This is a genomic window from Pontibacter virosus (assembly GCF_003096355.1).
Classification (GTDB): Bacteria; Bacteroidota; Bacteroidia; order Cytophagales; family Hymenobacteraceae; genus Pontibacter; species Pontibacter virosus.
The window spans coordinates 76864-96527 of record NZ_QEKI01000009.1 but is presented as its reverse complement, the minus strand read 5'-3'; the positions used below and the strand labels follow the sequence as shown (position 1 = coordinate 96527).

19 protein-coding genes are annotated in these 19664 nt (G+C 51.1%); 12 read left to right on the top strand and 7 right to left on the bottom strand.

The genetic code is table 11. The features are described from left to right. Positions 1 to 19 precede the first annotated feature (19 nt). The 3 genes from C8E01_RS14050 (at position 20) to C8E01_RS14040 (ending at position 3942) form a co-directional block, all read left to right on the top strand. Positions 20 to 2218, top strand: a complete 2199-nt coding sequence (locus C8E01_RS14050) for a prolyl oligopeptidase family serine peptidase (RefSeq protein ID WP_116544081.1) — start codon at positions 20 to 22, stop codon at positions 2216 to 2218. A gap of 132 nt (positions 2219 to 2350) precedes the next feature. Continuing rightward, positions 2351 to 3112 (top strand): acyl-[acyl-carrier-protein] thioesterase, encoded by a 762-nt coding sequence (locus C8E01_RS14045; RefSeq protein ID WP_116544080.1) that lies wholly within the window; start codon positions 2351 to 2353, stop codon positions 3110 to 3112. A 356-nt stretch (positions 3113 to 3468) separates the two neighbouring features. Then, positions 3469 to 3942 (top strand): GNAT family N-acetyltransferase, encoded by a 474-nt coding sequence (locus C8E01_RS14040; RefSeq protein ID WP_116544079.1) that lies wholly within the window; start codon positions 3469 to 3471, stop codon positions 3940 to 3942. Positions 3943 to 4089: 147 nt separating this feature from the next. Here the strand turns inward: C8E01_RS14040 and C8E01_RS14035 are convergent, their stop codons facing one another. Then, positions 4090 to 4416, bottom strand: a complete 327-nt coding sequence (locus C8E01_RS14035; RefSeq protein ID WP_116544078.1) for a DUF4286 family protein — start codon at positions 4414 to 4416, stop codon at positions 4090 to 4092. 82 nt (positions 4417 to 4498) lie between these two features. Beyond that, positions 4499 to 5740 (bottom strand): MFS transporter, encoded by a 1242-nt coding sequence (locus tag C8E01_RS14030; protein ID WP_116544077.1) that lies wholly within the window; start codon positions 5738 to 5740, stop codon positions 4499 to 4501. 126 nt (positions 5741 to 5866) lie between these two features. Here C8E01_RS14030 and C8E01_RS14025 point away from each other — a divergent pair, with 126 nt between their 5' ends. Beyond that, a complete protein-coding gene (locus tag C8E01_RS14025; RefSeq protein ID WP_116544076.1) occupies positions 5867 to 6499 on the top strand; it encodes a YdeI/OmpD-associated family protein in 633 nt (210 codons plus the stop codon). A gap of 147 nt (positions 6500 to 6646) precedes the next feature. Here the strand turns inward: C8E01_RS14025 and C8E01_RS14020 are convergent, their stop codons facing one another. The 4 genes from C8E01_RS14020 to C8E01_RS14005 all read right to left on the bottom strand — a co-directional run bounded on the left by C8E01_RS14020 (position 6647) and on the right by C8E01_RS14005 (position 11002). Beyond that, positions 6647 to 7213, bottom strand: coding sequence for a hypothetical protein (locus tag C8E01_RS14020; RefSeq protein ID WP_116544075.1), 567 nt, complete (start codon positions 7211 to 7213; stop codon positions 6647 to 6649). A 254-nt stretch (positions 7214 to 7467) separates the two neighbouring features. Then, entirely contained in the window at positions 7468 to 8037 is a 570-nt protein-coding gene (locus C8E01_RS14015; protein ID WP_116544074.1) for a hypothetical protein, read from the bottom strand. Positions 8038 to 8095: 58 nt separating this feature from the next. After that, a complete protein-coding gene (locus C8E01_RS14010; RefSeq protein WP_116544073.1) occupies positions 8096 to 10444 on the bottom strand; it encodes a TonB-dependent receptor in 2349 nt (782 codons plus the stop codon). Between the two features lie 231 nt (positions 10445 to 10675). Continuing rightward, positions 10676 to 11002 carry a hypothetical protein gene (locus C8E01_RS14005; RefSeq protein ID WP_116544072.1) on the bottom strand — a complete coding sequence of 109 codons (327 nt, stop codon included), beginning with the start codon at positions 11000 to 11002 and terminating at the stop codon, positions 10676 to 10678. Between the two features lie 297 nt (positions 11003 to 11299). Between C8E01_RS14005 and htpG the strand changes: the two genes are divergently transcribed. The 3 genes from htpG to C8E01_RS13985 all read left to right on the top strand — a co-directional run bounded on the left by htpG (position 11300) and on the right by C8E01_RS13985 (position 14603). Beyond that, positions 11300 to 13123, top strand: coding sequence for a molecular chaperone HtpG (gene htpG / locus C8E01_RS13995; RefSeq protein WP_116544070.1), 1824 nt, complete (start codon positions 11300 to 11302; stop codon positions 13121 to 13123). 229 nt (positions 13124 to 13352) lie between these two features. Continuing rightward, complete coding sequence (locus C8E01_RS13990; protein WP_116544069.1) at positions 13353 to 14252, top strand: toxin-antitoxin system YwqK family antitoxin; 900 nt, start codon at positions 13353 to 13355, stop codon at positions 14250 to 14252. 66 nt (positions 14253 to 14318) lie between these two features. Beyond that, on the top strand, positions 14319 to 14603 hold the full coding sequence (locus C8E01_RS13985) for a hypothetical protein (protein WP_116544068.1): 285 nt from the start codon (positions 14319 to 14321) through the stop codon (positions 14601 to 14603). 48 nt (positions 14604 to 14651) lie between these two features. Here the strand turns inward: C8E01_RS13985 and C8E01_RS13980 are convergent, their stop codons facing one another. Then, positions 14652 to 15014 (bottom strand): YraN family protein, encoded by a 363-nt coding sequence (locus C8E01_RS13980; RefSeq protein WP_116544067.1) that lies wholly within the window; start codon positions 15012 to 15014, stop codon positions 14652 to 14654. 167 nt (positions 15015 to 15181) lie between these two features. Between C8E01_RS13980 and lipB the strand changes: the two genes are divergently transcribed. From lipB to C8E01_RS13955, 5 genes are all read left to right on the top strand, one after another. Continuing rightward, positions 15182 to 15898, top strand: a complete 717-nt coding sequence (gene lipB / locus C8E01_RS13975; RefSeq protein ID WP_116544133.1) for a lipoyl(octanoyl) transferase LipB — start codon at positions 15182 to 15184, stop codon at positions 15896 to 15898. Beyond that, positions 15899 to 16303, top strand: a complete 405-nt coding sequence (locus C8E01_RS13970) for a hypothetical protein (protein WP_116544066.1) — start codon at positions 15899 to 15901, stop codon at positions 16301 to 16303. A 30-nt stretch (positions 16304 to 16333) separates the two neighbouring features. Next, on the top strand, positions 16334 to 17500 hold the full coding sequence (locus C8E01_RS13965; RefSeq protein WP_243409582.1) for a DUF4271 domain-containing protein: 1167 nt from the start codon (positions 16334 to 16336) through the stop codon (positions 17498 to 17500). Between the two features lie 61 nt (positions 17501 to 17561). After that, positions 17562 to 18353: a uroporphyrinogen-III synthase gene (locus tag C8E01_RS13960; protein ID WP_116544065.1), complete on the top strand. Its 792-nt coding sequence runs from the start codon at positions 17562 to 17564 to the stop codon at positions 18351 to 18353. Positions 18354 to 18497: 144 nt separating this feature from the next. Beyond that, a complete protein-coding gene (locus C8E01_RS13955) occupies positions 18498 to 19457 on the top strand; it encodes a PorP/SprF family type IX secretion system membrane protein (RefSeq protein ID WP_116544064.1) in 960 nt (319 codons plus the stop codon). The last annotated feature ends 207 nt before the right edge of the window (positions 19458 to 19664 follow it).

Here is a 19664-nt window from a genome sequence, read left to right as displayed (position 1 = left end):
GTCCAAACGATAAATCTATATGAGAAAAACAACGGCTCTTTTGCTTGCTGGCGGCCTGACCGCCGTAACAGCCTGCAAATCCTCACAAACTGAGAATACCGCCACTGGCATGAATACCGAAACTACTACGACAGCGCCCGTAGCGGCTGCTGAAACCCAACTGACTTACCCTGAAACCAAGAAAGTAGACCACACCGACGATTACTTCGGTACCAAAGTGGCCGACCCATACCGCTGGCTCGAAACCCACAACGAAGAAGTGGACCAGTGGGTAGAGGCGCAGAACAAGGTGACCTTCAATTACCTTGAGAGCATCGAGTTCCGAGACCAGATCAAAGATCGCCTGACAAAGATATGGAACTACCCGAAGTATGGCGCTCCGTTCAAAAAAGGTGGTAAGTACTACTTCTATAAGAACGACGGTCTGCAGAACCAGAGCGTGCTGTATGTACAGAACACACTGGAGAGCGAGCCGAAAGTGTTCCTTGATCCAAACAAGTTCTCAAATGACGGTACTGTGGCCCTCACCGCTTTGTCGTTTGACAAAGATGCCAAGTATGTGGCCTACGGCACGTCGAGCGGTGGTTCTGACTGGAACACCTACGAGATAATGGAAGTGGCCACGGGCAAGAAGCTCGACGACAAAGTGGAGTGGGTGAAGTTCTCTGGCCCAAGCTGGCACAAAGACGGCTTCTTCTATAGCCGCTACGACGCCCCAACCGAAGGCAACAAACTCGCCAACAAGAACGAGTACCACAAGGTATACTACCACAAAATAGGTACACCACAGAGTCAGGACCAACTGGTGTACGAAGACAAAACCAAGCCGCTACGTAACTTTTACGGCCAGACCACCGACGATGAGCGCTTTCTGATCCTGAACGTGTCGGAAGGTGCCAGCGGTGCCAATGCCCTGTACTACCGCGACCTGAAAGACCCGAAGTCTACTATCAAGCCGATCATCGACAACTTCGAGTCGGAGTACAACGTGGTGGACAATGTAGGCGACAAGCTGTTGGTGCGCACCAATAAGAACGCCACACGCTACCGTCTGGTGCTCATCGACCCGAAGAAGCCGCAAGAGCAGAACTGGAAAGTGATTGTGCCGCAGAATGAGAACGTAATGAATGGCGTCTCGCTGGTAGGTGGTCGCATCATTGCTTCTTACATGAAAGACGCTGCCAGCGAAGTGGTGGTATACGACACCAACGGCAAGCAACTGAACAAAGTAGAGCTGCCAGCCATTGGTACGGTAGGCGGTTTTGCCGGTGAGAAAGACGACAAAGAAACGTTCTTCACGTTCACGTCTTTCACTTACCCACCAACCATCTATCGATATGACGTGCCAAACAACAAGGTAGAGCTGTTCCGCAAAACCGAAGTGGATGTGGATACTGAAGCTTACGAAACCAAGCAGGTATTCTATACCTCGAAGGACGGTACTAAAGTGCCCATGTTCATTGTACACAAAAAAGGCCTGGAGCTGAACGGCAACAACCCGACCTACCTGTACGCTTACGGTGGTTTCAACATCTCGCTGACGCCTAGCTTTAGCATCGCCAATATGCTGTGGCTCGAGAACGGTGGCGTATATGCCATGCCGAACCTGCGCGGTGGTGGTGAGTACGGCGAAGACTGGCACAAAGCGGGTATGACCCCGAACAAGCAAAACGTGTTCGACGACTTCATCGCAGCAGCTGAGTACCTGATTGCCAACAAGTATACTTCCAGCGAGAAACTTGCCGTGGGTGGTGGCTCAAACGGTGGTCTGCTAGTGGGTGCTTTCATGACACAGCGTCCGGAACTGGCGAAAGTTGCCCTTCCTGCGGTAGGTGTAATGGATATGCTGCGCTTCCATAAGTTCACCATCGGCTGGGCCTGGGTACCGGAGTATGGTTCTTCTGACGACGAAGCGCAGTTTAAAAACCTGTATGCGTTCTCACCACTGCATAACCTGAAAGAAGGCGTGAAATACCCAGCGACAATGGTAAAGACAGCTGACCACGACGACCGTGTAGTGCCGGCACACTCGTTCAAGTTCATCTCTGAGCTGCAGGACAAAGGCGCGCCAGGCAACCCATACCTGATTCGCATCGACGTGCGTGCAGGTCACGGTGCCGGCAAGCCGACTTCCCTCGTTATTCAGGAGTGGGCCGATACTTGGGCCTTCATGTACAAGAACATGGGCGTGAACCCATATGCCAAGCAGCAACCATAACAGGTATAGCTGATAATTGAAATAAGAAAAGCCAGTACTGCAGCGATGCCGTGCTGGTTTTTTTGTTTTATACCTGGCTGGTCCCAAGCTTGAATCTTGCGTACCTTGCAACACGAATCTACTCCACAAACTATGAAATCAGTGACAGGGCAGAGCAGCTTTACCATACGCTCCACCGAAACCGACCAAAACGGGCAGGCGACCTTGCCGGCGCTGGTCGGCTACATGCAGGAAGCCGCCTGGGACAACACAGCCACCATGGGCATCTCGATGTATGAGTTGCTGGAACGGGGTCTTACGTGGATATTGCAGCGCATGCGCGTCGAGATGTTCCGCTACCCGAAGCACCGCGAAAGTGTAACCGTCGAGACCTGGGCCTCGGGACGGGAGCGGGTGTTCCTGCACCGCGACTTCAGGGTGTACGGTGCCGACCGTGAACTGCTGGGACAGGCAACGAGCGTATGGCTGGTGATGGATATGGTGAAGCGCCAACTCGTATCGGTCCCCGATTTTATTACAGCCATTGAGGTAGTGCCGGGGCATGAGCCGCTGCCTTTTGCCAAAGGAAAATTGTCATCACTGGAGCACGTGAGTTATGAACAGCAAATGCCCGTGCGCTGGCACGACATCGACCTGAACCGCCATGTGACCAACACCCGCTACCTGCAATGGGTCCTCGAAACACTGCCAGTAGAGGTGCTCGAAAAGCAGCAGCTAAGCGAAATTGATATTATCTTTAAGGCCGAAAGCACTCTCGGTGACACTGTAGCTGCCACAGCAGGGCCAGACGAAGAGGCTAACACGTTCCTGCACAAACTCACCAGCACCGAAACAGGCAAAGAACTGGTGCAAGCGAAGACGAAGTTTAATAAGTTTGAGAGTTTAGGAATTTAAGAGTTGGGGAGCTATCAGGAGCCTCAAGTTCGGGTTGATTTTGTAGGGACAGGTCGCGGTCCGTCCGAATCGTGCACGTAAAATTTCGTCTGGGGGTAGGAAGGAATGCTGCCAACTACAGGATATTTTTGTCATTTCGACCCTTGGGAGAAATCCGGAATATTGCGTGAACCCCTAAATAACCCAGATCTCTCCATGCTGTCGAGATGACAGTTTGGGAGCAGATTGCTTAAGTTGACGGCAGTGCAGTAGGTTGTGACTTGTCCAAATCGTGTACAAAATTCCCCTCTCGGGAGGGCAGGGGTGGGTTAATCGTGCACTCAACAACAATTTAACCATTTAGCCCTTATATCAATATGATCAACATCAGAAGAGGAACCATAGACGACCTGCAGCAGGTACACGCCCTGATAAAAGAGCTGGCCGTGTACGAGAAGGCGCCGGACGAAGTAACCAATACCGTGCAAGAAATGCATTGGGATGGCTTCGGAGAGAACCCTATATTCAAGTTCTTCGTGGCCGAGACGGAAGAGGGTATTGTAGGTATAGCTTTATACTACATCGCTTATTCCACGTGGAAAGGCAAAATGCTTTTCCTGGAGGACCTGATTGTAACTGAGCGCCTACGCCGCAGCGGCATCGGCAAAATGCTTTTCAATGCCGTCGCCCGCGAAGCGAAAGAGATTGGCGCCAAGCGCATGAAATGGCAGGTACTGGACTGGAACGAGCCGGCCATTGCCTTCTATAAAAAGATTGGTGCCGACATCAGCAGCGAGTGGCTCAACTGCAACTTCGACGAAAACCAAATCAAAGCATATAGCGCTGACTAAAGTGTAGCAATTATACCTTGCCGGCATGTTGATCGCAGTCCATTAGGTAATGCTATACCTTAAACCAACTTTCTGGCCATACGCAGCAAAAAAACAGGCCCGTGCTATACCTAAGCACGGGCCTGTTTTTTTATCAGCAGGATTCAATTACTGTTCTCGTTCCACGTCTTTACTAACGATCTCCAGCAAAGAGCGGAAAGCCACGTACTTTTCCGGGTAGCGCTCCTGCACTTTTGCCTGCAGGGCGGGCGCATGGTCGCGCTGGTATTCTTCCAGATCTTCCAGGTTGCGGCAGGTATACTGCACGGCGTAAGTGGTGCCGCCATTGTCCTCTTCGTGCAGCAGGCGGGCTATCTGGTTATTCAGGAAATAGCCGGTGGCCATCACCTCTGGTATGTGTGTGCTCTTCATCCAGTCCAGCCACTCCTCGGCCACGCTGTTGTCGATGTTGATGGTTACGTTGTATATAATCATACCCAAAATTACGATTTCGGCAGGTTTTTGTCAGGTATAGTTGGGTAAATTTGTGAATAAGCCTTTTGTCAAAAATCAACCGCTACAGCGGTTCCATGTAATTCAGGTCCTTGCCATAGGTTTCCTCGAGTGTCAGGATAGAGTAAATGGCCACGGAGAGGCAAAGTACGGCCAAAAGTATGGCGCCCGGCACCAGCCCGACTCCGTCTTTCAAATAAGTGAAGGCGATGGTGAGCGGCACCACGGCGCCCCGCACGAAGTTGGGCACCGTGGTCGTTACGGTAGCCCGGATGTTGGTGCCAAACTGCTCGGCTGCAATGGTCACAAACACTGCCCAGTAGCCACCGGCAAAGCCCAGCGCCACACACAAGGTATAAAAAGCGGTCAGGCTGAACTCCCTGCCCAGCAGGTATACTGCTATAAATATACCGGTGAGCAGCAGAAAGGCCAGCACGATGTTGCGGCGGCTCTGAAAGCGCTGGCTCAGGAAGCCACTGGCAAAATCTCCGAACACCAGGCCGAGGTAGCAAAACGACACAGCCCGTGCCGCCGACACGGTATCGGTTACGCCCAGGGCCACGCCAAACTCCGGCGAAAAAGTAATCAGGATACCCACCACATACCAGATCGGAACCCCAATCAGGATGCATTTCAGGTATTTCCAGAATCGCTGTGCATTGGTGAAGAGCGACAGAAAATTGCCTCGCGTCACGTTGGTCTGCTTCAGGTTGTTGAACATACCTGACTCATACACCCCCACCCGCAGCAGGAGCAGCAGCATGCCCAGTCCGCCACCTATAAAGTAAGCTGTGCGCCAGCCAAAGTACTCGCCCACTATACCTGCCAGTATGGCCCCGGATATGCCAATGGTGGCCACCACCATCGTGCCGTAACCCCGCTTCTCTTTGGGCAGCACCTCTGATACCAGGGTTATACCTGCGCCTAACTCACCAGCCAGTCCCACGCCTGCCACAAAGCGGAGCACCGCATACATCGGAATGGTGGTCACAAATCCGTTGAGGATGTTAGCCAGTGAGTACAGAAAAATAGAGCCGAACAATACTGAAAGCCTGCCCTTTTTATCGCCAAGTACACCCCAGGCTATGCCGCCCAGCAACATGCCAGCCATCTGCATATTCAGTAGCATTACGCCGTCTTCCAGCAGCGCATCCGGGTCGGTCACGCCCAGCGACTGCAGGCTGGGAATGCGCACAATGCTGAACAGCACGAGGTCGTAGATGTCTACAAAATAGCCGAGGGCCGCCACGATAACGGCTGTGTTGAAAAGGTAGTGCTTTTGAGGTGATGATTGCAGTGTGGGCATAAGGCGCAGTATATGACAGCTTTAAATATAGCCTTTTGGTGATAATTGTGAAAGACCAGGTGCCCAAGGCGTAAACTTTTTGTAAATTCTGTTAGCTTAGAGCGTAAAACCAGACAACACGAACCTATGCAGGACATTGCCAAAAAATTAAATCTAAAGTCAGGATGGCAGGTGCTGGTGCTCAATGCCCAGGCAGGTATAGCGGAGGCCTTAGGGACTCAGGGTATAGAAGTGCATACCACGCCCGCCGCAGGTATAGCGTATGATGCCGTACAGGTCTTTGCTACGGATAGCCGTGAGCTGAACTATTATGTGCCCCTGGCCGAACCCGCCCTGAAACGTAAAGGAGTGTTGTGGGTGGCTTATCCAAAGAAGTCGTCAGGTATAAAGTCGGACTTGAACCGCGACAGCGGCTGGGAAGCAATAACAAGCTTAGGGTATGCGCCTGTGCGGCAGGTGGCGATAAATGAAACGTGGTCATCGCTGCGATTCAAACACGAGTCCGAAAGAAGTGAGCCATCTAAGTTCGGGGTAGATGCGCCAGGTATAGACCGCAAGAACAGGACCGTGGAGATACCGCAGGACCTGCGCGAAGCACTGGAATCGGCTGGGTTGCTGGAGACATTTGAGAAGCTGGCCTTCACGCATCGCAAAGAGCATGTGCTGGCCGTACAGGAGGCTAAACGCCCAGAAACTAGGGCCAATCGCATCGGCAAAACCATCCAGATGCTGATGGGGCAACAGCTGCTTGACCGCTAAAGCAGGTAGAGTATCCGCGCAAATGCCATACCTGATCCTGTAATCGCATTGCCCAAGTAGCCAACAGGTATAGACAGATACAAAAAGCAAAAGACCGCAGTAGGCTATACCTACTGCGGTCTTTTTTATGCTCTCTAACGAAAAGACTTAGTTAGTCACGATCACATTAAAGTTCACGTCAACATCGGTTTCGCCTGCAGTTGTGTTGGTGCCTGTTTTAAGGCCACCAGGCTGATGCTTTAATACCACTCTCAGCTTGCCATTTCCTATACCTGTTCCGGTTGTCACAGTAGATTCCAGCCCGACAGGGCGGTTGTTCTGATCAAGGTCTGTGATGGCTACGTTCACCGTTGCACTGCTTCCAGCATCAGGCGTAAAGGTATACACCAGTAAGTGCTCGTCACGTTCATTGCGGATCTCCGCTGTCATGTCGGCTACCGGGTTTTTGCTTTCGTCGGCCATGGTCACTACAGCTGTATATTCAGTGCCTGGCCGTAGTGTAAGTGGTGCGTTCTGTACCTGCGTACCGGTTATGGTGCTAATGGTAGCTTCTGCATTTTGGCCTTTTCCGGTTGGGGTCAGCGAGATGGTCACAGCCGTAATTACTTCCTGCTCATCTTCCGGACCGGGTTCGTCCTCGTCTTTGCAGGCCGAAAAAGTGAGTAAGCTGCCCATTAGCAGAAAAGTGAGGTAGGGTCTGAATATACTGTTCATGTAGTTTTAGTTTCGTAGTGAGACTTTCTGTCAAATAGGGTCTAAATATAGTGTATTATTTCAAAGATTGCGTGCTGCCTACGTGATGGCATTCATACACTGCTGGTTAAGCGGACTTACGCCAAACACAATAATGTAGTTGTTAGCACCTGAGGCTATCCCTTTGCAGCTGAGTCTCTATAGTGTTAGGGGCTGAACAAAAAAAGGGGGAACCAACAGGCTCCCCCTTTTTATCTTTTCAAATTAGTTGCAAACTACTGAACTCTAGTGTCGAACGTGATGTCCACGTCAGACTCGCCTGTGTTCTCGTTGCTGGTGCTGGTTTTTGTACCTGGCTGGTGCTTCAGTATGATGCGTACCTTGCCTGTTCCGGCTGCCGAAGTAGTAGCAGTCGTTTCCAGTCCTATCGGGAGGTTGTTGGCGTCCTTATCGGTTTTGTTGAAAGTAACCAGGCCCTGTGGCGTCACCAGGTAGAAAATCTCGTGCGCTGTTCCCTCTTCACGGATTTCCTCTGTCAGGTCATGTGTGTCGTGGTGGTCACCGTGCTCTTCTTCGGAGGCAAAGGTTATGGAGCCGGTATACGTGGTATTGGCGCTTAGCACTAACTCATCTATCTCAGGAGCGTTTCCACCTGGGCCGTCATGGTCTTCCCAGGTAGCTGTAACTGCCTGGCCCCCACTAGTAGGTGTAAGCGTTAAGGTCACTGTCGTAACTGCATCGTGTTCGTGGTCTGGCTCAGGATCTTCCTCGTCTTTACAGGCTGAAAAAGTAAGTAAGCTGCCCATTAGCAAAAAAGCAATGTAAGGTCTGAATGATTTCTTCATGATAAATAAACTGTTTTGTTTTAGTTTTAATTAATTGAATCTCTAAAAATAAAGGTGTCTACAGCGGGACCTTGATGCGGAACATGATCATGCGGCCCATCTCATCGGCAAAGTACCGGAGACGGTTCTGGTAATCGCGGTAGCTGGTGTTGAGCAGGTTGCTGCCCACTATACCTAGCTCTACCTGTTGCTTTCCGAACTGCAGGTTGGTGCCCGCCTCGGCATGCAGCAGAAAGTAAGCATCGGGTGCCGCTAACACAGGGTCAGACTGCGCATCAGAACGATTCTGGCGGCCTACGTATAGCCCTCCGAGCGCCAGGTAGTTGTCAGAGAGCCTGGAAGCGCTCTTGTTCTCGAAGCTGTAGCGGAGGGTGTTGTCGGTGCGGCCAGGCGTAATGAAGGGCAGGTAACTGCCTGTCTCCCTGTTCTTGGCATATACCAGCGACGTTTTGTTGTTCAGCGTCAGCCGGTTGGTTAGAGCGTAGTCGAAGTTCAGATCCGCCCCCCAGAACCGGGCATCGGCCTGCATGTAGTCGGCCTGCAGGTAGGCGCCACCTATACCCAGCGCATAGTCTGGTGCCAGCTGCAGGTAAATGTAATTGTTGATGGTGTTGTAATAGAGACTAAGCTCTCCGTTTAGCCGGAGGTTAGAATGGTAGTTCAGGGTAGCTACCGTGTTCACGGCATCTTCCGAAACCAGCTCAGGGTTGCCACGCTCAAAAGAGGCCGCACTGTTGTGTAATCCATTGGCAAACAACTCATAAGCGTGCGGTGCTCGGGAGGCATAGCCCACATTGGCGCTCAAGGTAACATGGTAGCCCAAGTCGTACAGGGCGCCAAAGCTGCCGGAAAAGTTGTGGAAGGTATAGGATGGGCGCAACACGCCCTCCGTGCGGTTCCACCGCTTGATGTCGAGCGCTTTATTGTCGTAGCGTATGCCCGCCTCCAACTGCAGGTTGTCCTTTCGCCATTTCTCCGAAACAAAAGCACCGATGGTGGTATTGATGAAGTAAGGCAGCAAAGGCCTGGTGTTGGCAGCGTAAGAGTTGTTTTGCCAGATGGTGGTGGCCCCCATGCTCCCGGAAAGATTGGCAACCGGTTTGTGCTCCCATACCAGTTCAGTGGTGTGCGTCTGCAGGTCCAGGTCCAGCTGCGGACGGTCTCCGGTGTTGCGGTGTCTGTCGTACTCCTGCCGCACGTTCTGCTGCAGCCCGTAAGTGAACTGCAACTCACCTGCCTCGCCTGTCTGGTAAAAAGCTTTGGCCTTGAGCAGGTGGTGGGACACATCCTGGTAAGGGCGGGCGATGGTATACGTAAAGCTGCCCGTCTCCTCCGGCCGCTCCCGCCCGATGGCGTTTGCCAGATCCGTTAGGTTACCGATGTGCGCCGACGACAAAAAGCCCAACTTAGTGTGGAAGTAGCTATAGTATAGCTCCGCCCCAAAGCGCTGCTGCTTGTACCCCAGCATAGCGGCCATGTTCTGCTCCTCAAAGCCTGTGTTGTTCAGATTGTAGGCAGGTGCCTGGGCGCTGCCCGCTTTTTTTGCCGAGGTATGCAGGCGCCAGCTCAGCGGCAACTGCCGCAACTTACCTTCTGCCATGGCCGCCACCGTGCCCATACGGTTGTTGGTGCTTCCGATCAGGGTGACCTCTCCGTTTATACCGGCAGAATCTGGTAGCGCACTAGGCTCCACCAGCACGATTCCCCCGATAGCGTCGGAGCCGTAGCGTACCCCTGCCGCTCCCTTGATTACCCGCATCTGCTGGGCATTCAGCGGGTCAATTTCCGGGGCGTGTTCGTTCCCCCACTGCTGCGACTCATGCCGCACACCGTTGTTCATGATCACTACGCGGTTGCCGAACAGGCCGTGTATCACAGGCTTGGAGACGGTGGGCCCCGTTTGCACAGAGCTTACCCCCGTCAGTTTTTTCAACGACTCGCCTAGCGAGAGGCCACGGGTTTCCTCCAGTTCACGCCCTTGAAGCGTTTCTATCGCCTGCGCCTGCTCCTGTAGGCGCCCACCTGTAATCACAACCTGCTTGAGTTGGCGCGCATCGGTGTGCAAGGTGAGGTTTCGAACCGTAGAGGTGCTTATTCGAAGCACAGGCCGCTCCGCGACATAGCCAATGTAGGTAACCTTGAGGGTGTAGCTGCCACGGCACAAATGATGAAAGTGGTAGTTGCCGTATTCATCGGACATAGTGCCCCGCTGCAGCTCTTCAATATAAATAGTAGCGCCAATGAGCGGCTCGCGGGTGTCGTGGTCCAGCACCTTGCCTGAGAGGGTAAGGCCGCAGTCCTGCTCCGGATCGTCTCCGTCCAGGTATAGCTGCCCCTGGGCCACTGCCATGGGGGCCATCAGGAGTAGCTGCCACAACAGCACTAGTATGAATTTAGGTCTGAACACAGTCCGTGCAAAATTTAGGTATAAGGTATGGGTTACAGCCTCTCGCTAACCTGCTCGCCGAAAAGCAGCTACAGGTATGGGAAGAGCCATAATGCCAGCAAAATAAAATGAACGCCAGTGCGCCTTGCCTATCGCTGCATCTGGGCAGTCGGTATGCAAAACTGATTGGCCAGTCTGTAACAGGCGTCGGGAGAGGCGACACACGGTAAGACTGCAGTAAGCGTGAGAGGTTTAGCCGAGAGCGGGCGGGCCGCGGAGTGTGAGGCGGGCAAATGAATCAAAAGCCGAGTAGTGGGTATAGCGTATAGCATACCCCGTGAGCGCAACAGGCGTCCTGAAGGTATAGACTGCGGTAGCACTTTGATAGGGCGCGCCAAACAGTTCCTCTACGGGACAGTGGTTATGCTTTTTCTCGACATGCGCTTTTTTCTGGTCGCCCGGGTGGCTATGCTCCGTGTGGGCATGGCTGTGCAGGCTCAACAGCAACTGGTCCGGCACCATGGCGCGCGTGAACAGCAGCAGCAGAAAAAGGGCGATATATGTCGTGAACCGGTACACCTATAGCAGGGCTTTAAAACAAAGTTAGGACTTTTTTACCAATGTTGTATGTACGCATAAGCATACGGCTGGTTAAATTATGCTTTTGCTGGCGCCAAAAACATGCCAAAACAGCTCATGGCTAGATCTGAAATTTCGATGAAAGACTGGTTTTCTGCCATCATGTCACAATTGGGCTGCGAGGTTCCCTGTGGAACAGGATTTGAAAGCGCTTGGGCAGAGAGACCACAGACCTTTTCAAAGGCATCGATTTCGAAGACATCACTTATTAAAATATAGATTTTAAAAGTACAGCACATGGAAGAAAGAGGTAATATCAGTATTCACACTGAAAACATTTTCCCGATCATCAAGAAGTTCCTTTACTCTGACCACGAGATTTTTCTGCGTGAACTGGTGAGTAATGCCGTGGACGCCACCCAGAAAATGAAGCGCCTATCCGCCATCGGCGAGTACAAAGGCGACCTGGGCGAGCTGAAGGTGGTAGTGAAGGTAGATAAAGAGGCCCGCACCATTTCAATTTCGGACAACGGCATCGGTATGACAGCCGAGGAGATTAAAAAGTACATCAACCAAATTGCCTTCTCCGGTGCGACTGAGTTCGTGGAACGCTATAAGGATGCCGGCGAGCAGAACCAGATCATTGGTCAGTTCGGTTTGGGCTTCTACTCCGCCTTCATGGTGGCCGACCGTGTGGAGATCATCACGAAATCTTATAAAGAAGGTACGGAAGCCGCGCACTGGACCTGCGACGGCAGCACCGAGTTTGCCATCGCGCCGGCCCATAAAGAAGATCAGGGAACAAATGTGATCCTGCATGTAGCTTCCGATTCAGAAGAGTTCTTGGAGACGGCCCGCATCCGTACCATCCTCGATAAGTACTGCAAATTCCTGCCAGTGCCAGTGGAGTTTGAGGGAGAGGTCATCAACAACCCGAACCCGATCTGGACCAAGCAGCCGTCTGAACTGACTGACGAAGACTACAAGAACTTCTACAAAGAACTATACCCGTTTTCGGAGGCGCCGCTGTTCTGGATTCACCTGAACGTGGACTATCCGTTCAACCTGACCGGTATACTCTACTTCCCTAAGCTTAAGAATGACTTCGAGATCCAGCGCAACAAGATTCAGCTCTACTCCCGCCAGGTGTTCATCACCGACGAGGTGAAGGATGTGGTGCCGGAGTTCCTGATGCTGCTGCACGGGGTAATCGACTCGCCGGACATTCCGCTCAATGTGAGCCGCTCGTTCCTGCAGGCCGACTCCAACGTGAAGAAGATCAACACCTATATCACCAAAAAGGTAGCTGACAAGCTGAACGATATTTTCAAGAAGGACAGACCTACGTTCGAGACCAACTGGGAGGACATCAACGTGTTCATCAAGTACGGCATGCTGAGCGACGATAAATTCTATGAAAAAGCGAAGGACTTTGTGCTGCTGCAGAACACCGAAGGGAAGTACCATACCTTGGAAGAGTATAAGGCGCTTACCCAAGCAAACCAAACCGACAAGAATGGCCAACTGGTGATGCTCTATACTACCGACGCCGATAAGCAGCACGCTTTCGTGGAGGCCGCTCAGAACCGCAGCTACGACGTGCTCAAGCTCGACTCTATCATTGACAGCCACTTTATCGGTATGCTGGAGCAGAAGCTCGAGAAGACCTCACTGAAGCGTGTGGACTCTGAGACGATCGGCAAGCTGATCGAGAAAGACGAAACCAAGGACAGCGTGCTGAACGACACCGAAAAGGAAGACCTGAAGAAGGTCTACGAGACGGCGATCAACAACCAGAACATGCAGGTGGAAGTAGCACCGATGGCCCCGGACGATGCGCCGGTGATCATTACCCTGCCGGAATTTATGCGCCGCATGAAGGACATGAGCAAGTCTGGCGGCGGCGGTATGATGTTCATGGGCAACATGCCGGACACTTACAACGTGACCATCAACGCGAACCACAGCATAAACCAGCGCATCCTCAAAGCCAAAGACGACAACAAGGAGCGCATTGCCCGTCAGGCTTTCGACTTGGCCCTGCTTTCGCAGAACATGCTTTCCGGCTCCGCTCTCACTGCCTTTGTGAAGCGCAGCGTGGACCTGATAGACAAAGAGTAACAGTACTTTTCATAATTATACTTAACAGTACAAAAGCGGCACCCGGCTGGGTGTCGCTTTCGTTTTGAAGGGGATTCGGTGAACTAAGGCGCCGGGCTTAAAGTTATAGGGACTATACCTGCCGGATCGGTACTTGGCAGGTATATGATTTATCTGCATATTTACGTTACCTTAAACAAGGTATAGCTTTTTGGAAACAACAGAAGTGCATTTATCTGAACGAAAACATATGAGGCACACGCTTTATCTTGGCTGGCTGGTTTTGTCTGTGGTGCTGGGCGTTGCGGCTTGCAAGCCCCAGGCGTATAACAGCGACTACAATCTGAGCCGGGCTGCTGAAAAGCAGAGCGCCAAAGCCGAAGCTATCGCATTGGCTGACACGGCCAAGCCCTCTGTGCAAATAGGCGACTCCCTGGATAAAGTAGAGGAAAAGCAGCCTAAAAAGCGCAAGAAGAAAGCTGACAAGCGCTACTTCATGGGCGACCGAGTAGCCCGTGGTTTCGTGAAGACAGGCCGTGGCGATAGAGAGGTGATCGAATCCTTCAGCTACCTGGTAGAGTTTCAGCAGCCTGACCCTTATGCCCCAGAGAAGTACTACTACGACACCAAGCGGCGCAAACTCTACAAAACCCGCGGCGAACTGAACCCGGATCAGCACAAGGTATTGCACGGTCCTTACAAAAAAGAGCAGGGCGGCGAGGTGGTCGAAGAAGGATACTTTTATATCGGCACCAAACACCTGCGCTGGGAACGCTACAACCGCGATGGCATACTACTGGCAAAGGAGCATTTCGAAAAAGGCTATTTGCGCGATGCCGTGGTGAAGTATTACGAGGGCACCAAGAAAATAAAAGAAGTGATCCCGTATGCCTATGGAGAAGTGCAGGGGACTTACTACCGCTTCTATGAAAATGGCCAGCTCGAGTGGATGGGGCAATACCAGAAAGGCCGTAAAGTGGGCCTTTGGGTCAAGCACTTCGACTTCAGAGCCCGTCGACAGTTTGAGTACCAATACCCCAAAACACCTTACGAGCCGCAGGCAGAGCCAATCCTGGTGAAGCAGTACGACCGCCACGGGTCCCTCATTTTCGAGAAAGACAAGCTGGACAAGCGGGCTTCGAGCCGTTAAGATATAGCCTACTGCCTTTCGTAAAGTTATTCCCATTTTTAGATACTAGTTCACTTCGGCTACATTATGTTTACAACCGACGAAAGCAGAATCGATGAGGCAATAAGTAAGCATCTCAAAACATGGTGGACATTTGAGACGAAGCAGGAGATTGAGCTGAACTATGGTATAGCTGTACTGAATCAGATAATCTCAATTTACGACTTCGCAAGCCAATCAGAGTTTTGGCTGTCCCTGGAGCTTGAGGACGCTTATAATCTGGCTGTAGAAAGATTAAAGGAACAGTATCCGTTTTTGTCTGATGACTCTGTGAGAAGAATTGCGAACATGGCTGCGTATAGCTGGAAATAAGTAGGTAGTAGCTGCACTATGAAATGTCTCGGATGCAATGTCGTCTTGTCAATGAAAAGCGTCTTCGATGTGGAACAGCTCCGGCGGGTTGCTCATCGTGACGGCGATGATGTCGAAGCGGATGTCTTCTTTCCAGCCTGTTTTTAAGATATAGGAGTCCGCCGCGTTGAGGATCATGCGCTGCTTCCGGCGGTTTACAAACTCCTCTGGGTATCCGAAATTATCGTTGGTTCGGGTTTTCACTTCTACAAACACCAATACCTCGTTTTGGTGGGCAATGATGTCGAGTTCGGCTTTGCCCATACGCAGGTTGCGCTGCAGAATGCGGTAACCTTTCTGGTGCAGCAGTTCGCAGGCCAGGTCCTCGCCGTTGGCGCCGGTGGAGAGATGGGGTGCTAGTGGTGTCGTCATATGTGACTTAAACTTATAATGGCGAAAGGCGGTTTTACATTGGCAGCCTCAGTGCCGTTTGCGTATGCCCCCGGGCGGCCGTATCTTTGTTGAAAATTAGAGGTATAGAAGTTCGGCTGGCATCTGATCAGCGCTGCGGCTATACCTTGCAAGAAGGGAGAAAAGACGTGTCACAGAATAAGACCATACAATTTGAGCACCTGGGGCTGATCGATTACAAAGAGGCCTGGGACTATCAGGACAAGCTCTTTACAGGTATACTGGATATGAAGGCGCGTAACCGCACGGCAGCTCCCGAAGCACAGGAAGTTACAACGAACTACCTGCTTTTCTGCTCGCACCCGCACGTCTATACCCTGGGCAAGAGCGGCCACGAGTCCAACCTGCTGATTAACGAAGAAGGACTTAAGGCCAAGGGTGCTACCTTCTACAAGATCAACCGTGGCGGCGACATTACTTACCACGGGCCGGGGCAGATCGTGGGCTACCCGATTCTGGACCTCGATCACTTTTTTACGGATATACACAAGTACCTGCGCTTTTTGGAAGAGGCGATTATCCTGACTTTGAAAGACTACGGTATAGAAGCCGGCCGTATACCTGGCCTCACCGGCGTATGGTTGGACCACGTGGAGCAGAAGAACCCACGCAAGATATGCGCCATGGGCGTGAAATGCAGCCGCTGGGTGACCATGCACGGTTTCGCCTTCAATATCAACACCGACTTAGACTATTTCAATAACATCGTGCCCTGCGGCATTACCGACAAACAGGTAACATCGCTGGCAAAAGAGCTGGGCCGCGAATTGCCGATGGCAGAAGTAGAGGAAAAACTTCTGGGCCACCTGGCCACCCTTTTCGAGGCCAGCATTACAAAAGATTAAATGAAGAAGGACATTGATTTCACCCCGGTTCAGGGTGTGGCCGTGGCGATCGCTTTCACGGGCGAGTCGCCGGAGGAGCGCACCTGGAACGTATACCTGATCAACAACAACAGCGTAGCCCTCGACAGTGTGTTTGTCACCTCTAAGGGCTATGGTATTATAAAGGATGAAGAAGTGAAAACATCCGTACTGCGACACATGTTCGAGCGTGTGGAGGCCAAAAGTTTTGTGCAAGTGGAAGTGATCGACCCGTCGGTTTTCAAGCTCAACAACGAGTACTGGGTGAGCTACTACATCGATGGTAAGATCTATGACAAGCGCTTTGTGTTCGTGCCCGACTCGATCACCGATGAGCATCTAATCGACATCAGCATGCTGCAAATGCAGGGTGTATTGCATTCATAAGGTATAGCTTCCTAAATTTTCACCCTGACCGTGTATTTCACTAACCGCATTAGGTATAGCTTCGGGTTGTTGCTGCTGCTCTTCATGCTGACCTGGCCCTTACAGGCTCAGGTGCTGCCACTGGAGCAAAAGAACACCCTCAATGGCAACTGGCAGGTATACGATGCAGGCTCCAATAACCTGGTGCCCTATGCTACGAACCTGCATGGCGGCTACAGTGCCGTGCACCAGTGGGTGACCATGGCGCCTGCCAAGCCTTTTGTGATTGAGTTTACGGCCCAAAAGGACCTGTGCCTCTTTCTGAACAACCAACTTATCTTCACGGCAGACTCCACTTCCAACTATACCTTCGACCTGGCCACGTGGAACAATCGGGTGAAGCCAGTGAACGGGCGCTACCTGTTGTCGGTATGGCATCCATCGCAGCACCCCAATGTGGGCTCCTTTCGCAACCGGGTACAAACAGAGCGAGCCGACAGCGAAACGATGCAGGGAAGTTTCTCGGTGCGGCTTCGCGAGTACGTCAACCAAAATGCTTTTATTATTTTCATGCTGCTGATCGGACTGCTTTATGGGGGGCTCAAGACCACGTTCCCCTCCGACTTCCAGGCAGTGTTTGGGGCACAGTCCTTCTGGCGTACCCGGTCTCTGGATGAAGGCATCCTGGCTAAACCGCTCAGCACCTGGTCAGGTGTGCTCTTTATCATCGCCTTTTCTATGTCTATGGCGCTGCTGATCGCGGCTATTCATACCAATGTGCAGCATGTGCGCATCTTTAACCGCCTTTTTCCGGTGTCCGAGTCCGACATTACGACCAAGATTCTGTTCTATACCTTCCTGATCTTTGCGGTCATCCTGCTAAAGTACCTTTTCCTGAAAGTAATGGGCTACATTTTCGGATTGGAGCAGATCGTGCAGGTGCAATTCAGTGAGTTTCTGCGTTCTCTGTTGTTTCTGGGTCTGTTTCTGCCCGTGGTTATGCTGCTATACCTGTCGCTCAACCACGTAGCTCCCGATACCGTACTCACGGTTTCGAGCATGGCAGTGTTATTGTTACTGGTAATCACGGTTATTCGTGTATTTGTGACAGTAAATAAGCAGACTTCTGTGATAAATTTGCATTTATTTTCTTACCTTTGCGCCACAGAAGTGATTCCGTTGACAATCATGCTGAAGTTTATTGTGTTTAACTTTTAAAAACACAAAATTGACGGTTTCGGCATGTTGCCAATATTATAATAACAGACTTCCATACTCTATGGCTGAAAGTAAAGAAAAGGCTTGGGCAAATCCTGAAAGACACAGTATTCCGATCAGGAGTATACTCGTAACGCAACCACAGCCTACTACCGACAATTCTCCTTATCTCTCTATAGCAGACAAATATGGGATTAAGGTAGATTTCAGGGCGTTTATCGAAGTAGAGCCTGTTTCCTTCAAAGAATTCCGCAAAGACAAGGTGGACATCCTGGCGCACACAGCTGTGATATTTACCAGCCGCAATGCCGTGGACCATTTTTTCAGAATTTGCCAGGAAAGTAAGATAGAGATGCCTGCTGACATGAAATACTTCTGTATCTCAGACCAGACGGCTTATTACCTCCAGAAATACATCACCTTGCGCAAGCGCAAGTTGTTCGTAGGCGAGAAAACGGCTAAGGATCTGTTTGAGGTGATCAAGAAGCACAAGAATGAGAATTTCCTGTACCCTTGCTCCAATATCCGCAAAGACGATATCCCGGGTTTCCTGAAAGCGAACAAGATCAAGCACACGGAAGCCATCATCTACAAAACAGTAGAGGCCGATTTGTCGGACCTGGACGATGTGACCTACGATTGCATCGCCTTCTTCAGCCCGTCAGGTATAAGCTCGCTGTTTATCAACTTCCCTAACTTTAAACAGAACAACACCCGCATAGCGGCTTTTGGGCCAACCACGGCCAAGGCTGTGCGCGACGCTGGGCTGGAACTGGATATAGAGGCGCCGATGCCCAACGCCCCTTCCATGACGGGAGCCATAGAGGTATACATCCAGAATCAGAAGAAGTAAGAGAGGCTAGATAAAAACAGTAAAACGCAAAAGCAAGTAGAATCAACCATCTGCTTGCTTTTGCGTTTTACTGTTTAATATATATATTTGGTTCAACTCTGGCTCTTTAACGTCCAGTTAACGTTTGCTTAGCTGCAACATTCTATGAAAAAGATTATACCTGCCGTTTTGTTGCTGTTTGTATGCCACCTCAACTCCTGGGCGCAGCAACAGCCTCAGTTTACCCATTATGGATTCAACGGCATGTATATCAGCCCTGCTTATGCAGGTATAACCAACCGCCCGGAAATACAATCCATTTACCGCTACCAGTGGCTCAACTACGATGCCTCGTTTGACGACGGCGGTTCGCCGCGCACCTTGCTTCTGACAGCGCACACGCCAGTACGGCTTTTAAAGGGTGGTCTGGGTATAACGCTCATGCAGGATCAGATCGCCAACACCCGCATTCAACAGGCGGCCATCTCATACTCCTTCCACCTGAACGTGGGAGAGGGCAAACTGGGTATCGGCCTGCAAGGCAATATAAATAATATAAGAAAGGGCAGTTACCGCTTTATCGATGAGGGTGACCCCAGCATCCCGTTTAACAGTTCTGATTCTAAATTCGACATGGGAGCCGGTGTCTGGTATGAGTCAGAGCGCTTCTATGCAGGCGGTGGCGTGACCAATTTACTGGGTTCGAGCTACCAGTTTATGAACGTGGATAACACAGGAAGTGGCCGCGTGGTAGGCGAGAACCACCTATACCTGACAGGCGGTTATCATTTACCACTCACCAACCAGTTGGTGCTCACCCCGACAGCCCTCTTAAAGCATGACACAGAGACTTTTTCGTTTGATGCCGGTGCCCGCGTAACATTTGATGAAAAATATTGGGGCGGATTGAATTTTCGGCATCAGGAAGCTGTTAGTGCGCTTGTGGGTATAGCGATGTTGCAGGACAACGCACTGCGGGTAGGATATGCATTAGATCTCACTACATTTAATAAGGAGGCCAAGGCCCCAACATCACACGAAGTGATGGTATCCTACCGATTACCAGAGCCAGTTGTTCGGTTCAGGCCTCCAGTGCGAACCCCTCGCTATAATTTCACAAAATAAATATTAGGGATTTTGTATTTATCGCTGAAAAGCTGTATTCTTGAAAAAATACAGTTAAAATAATTTGCATATGGTATAATATTCTTGATATTGTACCGTTTGAAAATTATTAATAAGTGAGAATTTCAATTGTTTTTGTTTTATTTCTAATTCTCAATATATTTGCTACACCAGAAATAGTGTGCATAAATAATTGCTAAAAAATTT